We start from the raw sequence: 6,946 nt of genomic DNA, 5'->3' as shown, positions 1-6,946 counted from the left end.
GCATGATGCCTCTCCCTCTACCCTACTGAATTATGTATATGATTTTAGAGTCTTCTTTAATTGGCTATTATCTGAACAAATTATTGAATTTAAGCCCATTAAAGACATATCTTTCTCTGATTTGGAGAATTTAAGGAAAAAAGATATTGAGAACTTTATGAGGTTTCTAAAACTACAACAAAACATGCAAAATTCCTCTGTTAACAGAAAAATTTCAGCTTTAAAATCTTTATTTAAGTATCTTACTTCCCTTTCAGAAGATGAAGATGGAGAATGCTATTTTTATAGAAATGTAATGGCTAAAATTGAAATACATAAAGATAAAGAAAAATTAAACGCCCATGCGAAGCGTATGAGATCTAAAATATTCCATAATGATGACGATCAAGAATTTTTAAATTATGTTAAGTTTGAACATGAAAAAGCTTTAACAAAACATCAGTTGTTCTATTTCCTAAGAGATAAAGAGCGTGATGTAGCTATTCTCTCTCTCTTTCTTGGTAGTGGTATTCGTGTAAGTGAATTGGCCGATCTTCGTATGGAAGATATAAACTTAAAAGAAAGACTAATTGATGTAATACGAAAAGGAAACAAAGAAGATTCTGTATGGATTACCCCAATTGCATTGAATGATCTTGAGAAGTATATGGAAATTAGAGATAACAAATATGCTCCGGGGAAAGAATTAAAAAATGTATTCTTATCAAAGTATAAACATACTGCACAGCCTCTTTCAGTCAGGGCTATCCAAGAGGTTCTGGTGCAAAAACTTTGAAGTAGATGAAAATGGTCTATCAAACTTGGAAATACTGATAGTACTACTCTATAAAAGGTGTGTGATCAGTATGGAAAAGGAGAATTTATTTAAGTGGAAACATTATCAACCAGACATCATCTTGTTAACTGTACGTTGGTACCTACGGTACAACTTAAGCTTTCGTGATTTGGTGGAAATGATGGAGGAACGAGGGTTATTCCTGGCTCATACAACTATTATGCGATGGGTACATCAATATGGACCGGAGTTTGATAAACGAATTCGACGTCATCTCAAACAAACGAATAACTCATGGAGAGTGGACGAAACATATATAAAAGTAAAAAGACAATGGATGTATTTATATCGTGCTGTTGATTCTGAAGGAAATACGATTGACTTTTATTTGAGTAAATCTAGAAATCATAAGGCTGCAAAGCGATTCTTCAAGAAAGCCTTGCGGTCTTTTCATGTCTCAAAACCTCGTATCATCACGGTTGATAAGAACCCTGTTTATCCAATTGCTATCGAACAGTTGAAGAAAGAAAAAAGGATACCAACAGGCACCAAAATCCGAAGGATAAAATATTTAAATAACATAGTAGAACAAGATCATCGTTTTATTAAAAAACGTATACGCTCTATGTTGGGATTTAAATCATACAAAACATCAGCCTCTATATTGAGTGGTGTTGAAGCCATGCATATGGTCAAAAAAAACAAATTGATTTGCAGGACCAGTCTGTCAAAAATCAGAATATTTTTATCAACCAGCTGTTTGGATTAACTGCTTAACAGGTGATTCCGTTAGGAATCCTTGATTCTTTTTTATTTATCATCTTTTTGCACCAGAACCGAATTTTCTTACATTGTATCATTCACTTTTTTGCTTTACTAATAAAACGCCTATACGAAAAATTTTGTCTATTCGTGTTACAATGACTAATATGAACTGGATGGGAGGATAACATATGTACCAGGCTTATTATGAAAGTGAACTAGGTTTGCTGGAAATTACAGCGAATCAAGAAGGAATTACGTCTGTTATATTTGTTGATGAGCGACAAGAAGAAAATACAAATGAAATGATAGAACAATGTATAAATGAGTTAGATGAATATTTTAAAGGAAAAAGAAAAGAGTTTACAATCCCGCTGTCTGCTGAGGGAACATCATTTCAAAAAAATGTATGGGATGCGCTCTATACTATTCCGTACGGCGTAAGTGCTTCATATCTAGATATTGCAGAGAAGGTTGGAAATACGAAAGCTGTACGAGCGATAGGAGGAGCAAATAGTCGTAATCCCATTTCAATTATTGTTCCGTGTCACCGCATAATAGGAAAGAGTGGAAAGCTTGTAGGGTATGCGGGTGGTTTATGGAGGAAAGAGTGGTTGTTAAAACACGAAGGTATTTTGAAATGAAGTGTGGAAGGAAAGAGGGATTGTTTTGGAATGTATAAATTGTGGGCAACCTTGCGTGAGTAATCAGTTGAATTGTGCAAATTGTCAACGAAACTTGCACAATGAACAAGGTGAAGAAAGCTCGCTAATAGATAAAGAATTAGAAGTATATGTAGGGAGACAATATCGATATTACAAAAGAAAATGGGAGCTTGAGAATAAGCGAATTGCTAGGTGGAGCTGGAATGGTTGGGCTGCTATTTTCAATGTAGGTTGGCTTGGATATCGTAAGTATTATTTACCTGCTGCTTTATTTATACTGTTATTAGTAGCATGTGATGCATTTTCTTATTATATGGGGTTCAACGTAGCATTGCCTATCATTAATATGGTGCCTCTCACGTTTTTATTACTCGTTTTTATTCTATTTGGGATGGGGATTTTTGCAAATGGATTATATTATCAATTTGCAGAAAGGCGTATATATAGAATAAAAGCACGGGGAATTAAAGATGAATCGGTTGAAAATTATCTCATTCGTGATAGTGGCGGAACAAGTAAAATGGGAGCGACAATCGTTACTATTTTAGCAGTTGCTAGTATTTTTTTCAGTCATTTCTTTTTTCCGACTGATCGAGATATTATACAAAAAGTTCGTACGAGCTCGCTTTATGAATATCCTTTCTTTTCAATAGGTGAATCTTTTGAAAATTATTTTCAAAATTCAGGATGGATATATTATCGCGGGACGGAAGGGTTAGAATTAGTAGAATTTCAAGGATATAGCGCCGGGATGCCAAGACAAAAGGTGACGATTCAATTTGTTGTAGATTATAAATTAGGTGAAGTTGAGCCATATTCACTTACGATTAACGGTGAATCTAAAAATGAAGAAGAGTTTTTGAAGATGATGGAAGAAATATTCAAGGTTCAAAATCCGTTTGAAATAGAGGATGGATTGCAAGTAAAAGTGATAGAAAAAGAAGCGGATGGGAAGCACCTTCTATCTGCTTCTTTTTTTGCATGTGAAAAATAATATTTGAAATAATCTGAATCTTTTGTATAATGATATATATTATACTGGATTTCATTTATACATATAGATTGGGGGAAGGAAGAATGAAGAGAAAGGTAACAGCGATTGCTGCAGTTGCATTATCGACGAGTGTATTGGTTGCAGGTTGCGGAAGTGGGGAGAAGGCATCTACAACGAAGAAAGAAGCAGGTAAGGGAATAGCAGATAATCAAGTATTAAACTTACTAGAAACAGCAGAAATTCCTTCAATGGATACATCAAAATCAACAGACTCTGTATCATTCCGTGCCTTTGTAAATGCAATGGAAGGGTTATATCGTTTGGACAAGGATAATAAGCCAACTCCAGGTATGGCAAAAGATGTGAAGATTAGTGAAGATAAAAAGACATATACATTTGAATTACGTGATGCGAAGTGGTCAAACGGAGATCCAGTTCGAGCGCAAGATTTTGTATATGCATGGCAACGTACATTAGATAAAGCAACAGCTGCAGAATATGCATTCATTTTATTTGATGTGAAAAATGCACAGAAAGTAAATAAAGGAGAATTACCGTTAGATCAATTAGGAGTGAAAGCGAAGGATGATAAAACGTTAGTAGTAGAATTAGAACAACCAGCACCGTATTTCCTTGAACTTACTTCATTCCCAACATTTTTCCCTTTAAATGAAAAATATGTGAAAGAACAGGGGGATAAATACGCATTAGAAGCAGATAAATTATTGTACAATGGACCATTTACAATGAGTGAATGGAAACATGAGCAAAGTTATCAGTTAAAGAAAAACCCTAATTATTGGGATAAAGATACTGTAAAGTTAGAAGAAATTAATGTAAGTATTGTGAAGGAAACGAGCACGGGAGTAAATTTATATGATAGTGATCAAGCAGATCGAGTTATTTTAAGTTCTGAATTTGTTGATAAATATAAAAAGAATAAGCCAGATGAATTTAAAACGAAGTTAGATCCACGTATGTATTTCTTGCGCTTTAATCAAAAAAATGCAACATTTAAAAACCAAAAAGTACGTGAAGCGATTGATCTGGCATATGATAAAAAAGGAATTGCAAATGTTATTTTAAATGATGGCTCATTACCAGCATATTTCTTAGTCCCTGAAAAATTTACGACAGGACCAGATGGAAAAGATTTCCGTTCTGTAAATAAAAATTTCCGTGACAGTAAAGACAATGCAGCAAAAGCAAAAAAATTATGGGAAGAAGCGAAGAAAGAACTTGGCCAAGATACAATTACAGTAGAATTTCTAAATGATGATAACGGTAGCCGTAAAAAAGTGGGCGACTTTATTAAAGAAGAGTTAGAGAAAAATTTACCTGGTATTAAAGTGAATTTGAAACAACAACCATATAAGCAGAAACTAGATTTAGAAAAGAAATTTGAATATGAATTCTCATTATCTGCATGGAGTCCAGATTATCCAGATCCAATGACTTATATTGATATGTTCGTTACTGGAAGCACATTTAATGAAATGGATTATTCTAATCCGAAGTATGATGATTTAGTAGCGAAATCAAAAGGGGAACTATTAAAAGATGATGCAGCACGCTGGAAAGCACTTGCGGAAGCTGAAAAAATCCTAATTGGTCAAGACGCTGCAATCTCACCTGTGTATCAGCAAAGTACAGCGTATTTAGAGAAGAAATATGTAAAAGGTATTGCTAACCATACGTTTGGTGGAGACTTCAGTTATAAATGGGCATATATTACAAAAAAATAGTATAATAAAAGATGAGTGAATTTTCGCTCATCTTTTATTTGTATAAGGGGGAGCCATAGTTGTTAAAGGGAATCAATCATCTTTGCTTTTCAGTTTCCGATTTGAAAAAATCTATTATGTTTTACGAAAAAGTACTAGAAGGAAAATTATTGGCTAAAGGGAGAAAACTTGCATATTTTAATATATGCGGGATATGGATAGCACTTAATGAAGAGGCGCATATTCCGAGAAATGAAATTCATCAATCTTATACGCACATTGCATTCACTGTAGAACAAGAGGATTTTAATTGTTTGTTAAAGCGATTAGAAGAAAACGGAGTTCATATTTTAAAGGGTAGAGAACGGGATGTAAGAGATTGTGAGTCTATATATTTTGTTGATCCTGATGGTCACAAGTTTGAGTTTCATTCAGGGACATTGCAAGACCGTCTAAATTATTATAAAGATGAGAAACCTCATATGACATTTTACTAAGGAGGACGAGTATTTGCATGCACTTGTAATTGGTGGAACAGGGATGTTAAAGAAAGTGTCTATGTGGCTTTGTAAGCAAGGGTTTCACGTTTCTATTATTGGACGAGATAGTGCGAAATTGGAAAATGTTAAGCAAGGGAGTTCTGTACCGGGAAATATTACGTGCCTTTCTGTAGATTATCAAAATGACGATGATGTAAAGCAATCTATTAAAAGTACAATTGAACAAAATGGTCCAATTACATTAGTTGTCGCATGGGTACAGGGTGCTAAGCATGCATTACGACTCATTTGTAATGAGGTAGAATTGTCGTCGGAAAAGTACAGTTTATTTCATATATTAGGTAGTAGTGCATCACGTACGAAGTCACAAAAAATAGGCGGGGCATTATGTAGTTATTATAGAGTTATATTAGGGTTTATTTTAGAAGATACATATGCAAGGTGGCTTACTCATGAAGAGATAGCTGACGGAGTTATAAAAGGAATTGAAAGTAAATGCACGGAATGGATTGTAGGGAGAGTAGAGCCGTGGGGATTGCGGCCAAAATGGTAAGGGGGAAATGGGAAATGAAGACAACGGTATATGTAACAAGGCACGGTGAGACGGAATGGAATGTAGAAAAGCGGATGCAAGGGCGAAAAAATTCAGCATTAACTGAGAATGGTATGATACAAGCAAAACAATTAGGGGAGCGTATGAAGGATTTACCGCTCCATGCCATATATAGTAGTCCAAGTGAAAGAACGCTTCATACTGCTGAATTGATTAAAGGAGAACGCAATATTCCAATTATAGCAGATGAACGTTTCTATGAAATAAATATGGGTACATGGGAAGGGCAAACAATTGCTGATTTGGAAATGCAATATCCAGAAGAAGTACATTTATTTTGGAATGAACCACATCTTTTTCAATCAACATCAGGGGAAAACTTTGCGGCCGTTCATAAAAGAGTAATTGACGGGATACACTTTCTTTTAGAAAAGCATAAAGGTGAAAGTATTTTAATTGTCTCTCATGCTGCAGCAGCGAAATTACTTGTAGGGCATTTTGCAGGTGTTGAAATTGAACATGTATGGGGAGAGCCATTTATGCATAGTGCGAGTCTTAGTGTGATTGAATTTGATGAAAATTTTGGTAAAGTAAAACAATTTGCAGATATAAGTCATTTTCAGGAAAAGTAAAAAAGGCCGCAAAACGGCCTTTTTTTGTGGGCATAAAAAACTAGCAATTACGTTTTTTATACCAGAAGTGATCGAATTTCTTGTTTTTGCAAGAAGAGGACTTATGTCTGCAATCTTTGCAATCATTCCATTTGTGCCCGTCATCGTGACAGTCTTTACCATGATCCCACGAATCATCACAAGAACCATGATGGCTATGAGGGGAAAATACACATTTTTTACAGGAACATCGTTTTGTCCAGAAACATTTCTTTTCAAAGCGCACGAATTTTGTAACGAAAGTACAATGCTTCACGCGAGTACATCTTGTTCTTGTACATTTATTCCCTGTTGTACATTTA

The 6,946-nt window shown here is 34.8% G+C and carries 6 protein-coding genes and 3 pseudogenes; 8 read left to right on the top strand and 1 reads right to left on the bottom strand.

Annotated features, from left to right (window positions below):
- The 8 genes and pseudogenes from xerS to V7038_RS20840 form a co-directional block, all read left to right on the top strand.
- A pseudogene (gene xerS, locus V7038_RS20875) lies at nt 1–760 on the top strand (tyrosine recombinase XerS); the annotation flags it as partial.
- A gap of 85 nt (nt 761–845) precedes the next feature.
- Nucleotides 846–1,552 (top strand): annotated as a pseudogene (locus V7038_RS20870) (IS6 family transposase).
- Nucleotides 1,553–1,728: 176 nt separating this feature from the next.
- Nucleotides 1,729–2,181: a methylated-DNA--[protein]-cysteine S-methyltransferase gene (locus V7038_RS20865; protein WP_097905880.1), complete on the top strand. Its 453-nt coding sequence runs from the start codon at nt 1,729–1,731 to the stop codon at nt 2,179–2,181.
- A gap of 25 nt (nt 2,182–2,206) precedes the next feature.
- A complete protein-coding gene (locus V7038_RS20860; protein WP_199661748.1) occupies nt 2,207–3,196 on the top strand; it encodes a DUF2628 domain-containing protein in 990 nt (329 codons plus the stop codon).
- A gap of 83 nt (nt 3,197–3,279) precedes the next feature.
- On the top strand, nt 3,280–4,941 hold the full coding sequence (locus V7038_RS20855; protein WP_199661747.1) for a peptide ABC transporter substrate-binding protein: 1,662 nt from the start codon (nt 3,280–3,282) through the stop codon (nt 4,939–4,941).
- Between the two features lie 59 nt (nt 4,942–5,000).
- On the top strand, nt 5,001–5,417 hold the full coding sequence (gene fosB, locus V7038_RS20850) for a FosBx1 family fosfomycin resistance bacillithiol transferase (protein ID WP_002202278.1): 417 nt from the start codon (nt 5,001–5,003) through the stop codon (nt 5,415–5,417).
- Between the two features lie 13 nt (nt 5,418–5,430).
- A complete protein-coding gene (locus V7038_RS20845; protein WP_070139177.1) occupies nt 5,431–5,973 on the top strand; it encodes a short-chain dehydrogenase in 543 nt (180 codons plus the stop codon).
- A gap of 14 nt (nt 5,974–5,987) precedes the next feature.
- Entirely contained in the window at nt 5,988–6,605 is a 618-nt protein-coding gene (locus V7038_RS20840; protein WP_335695600.1) for a phosphoserine phosphatase 1, read from the top strand.
- A 40-nt stretch (nt 6,606–6,645) separates the two neighbouring features.
- Here the strand turns inward: V7038_RS20840 and exsB are convergent.
- Nucleotides 6,646–6,946, bottom strand: a pseudogene (gene exsB, locus V7038_RS20835) (exosporium protein ExsB); the annotation flags it as partial.

Source organism: Bacillus sp. JJ783 (assembly GCF_036963225.1).
Lineage (GTDB): Bacteria > Bacillota > Bacilli > Bacillales > Bacillaceae_G > Bacillus_A > Bacillus_A cereus_U.
Note: the sequence above shows the minus strand (reverse complement) of the source record. Positions and strands in the feature narration are given on the sequence as shown.

What these genes read in the sequence shown, in the direction of transcription:
- V7038_RS20840 (WP_335695600.1), top strand. Translation starts at nt 5,988, where the DNA reads ATGAAGACAACGGTATATGTAACAAGGCACGGTGAGACGGAATGGAAT.
- V7038_RS20865 (WP_097905880.1), top strand. Translation starts at nt 1,729, where the DNA reads ATGTACCAGGCTTATTATGAAAGTGAACTAGGTTTGCTGGAAATTACA.
- V7038_RS20855 (WP_199661747.1), top strand. Translation starts at nt 3,280, where the DNA reads ATGAAGAGAAAGGTAACAGCGATTGCTGCAGTTGCATTATCGACGAGT.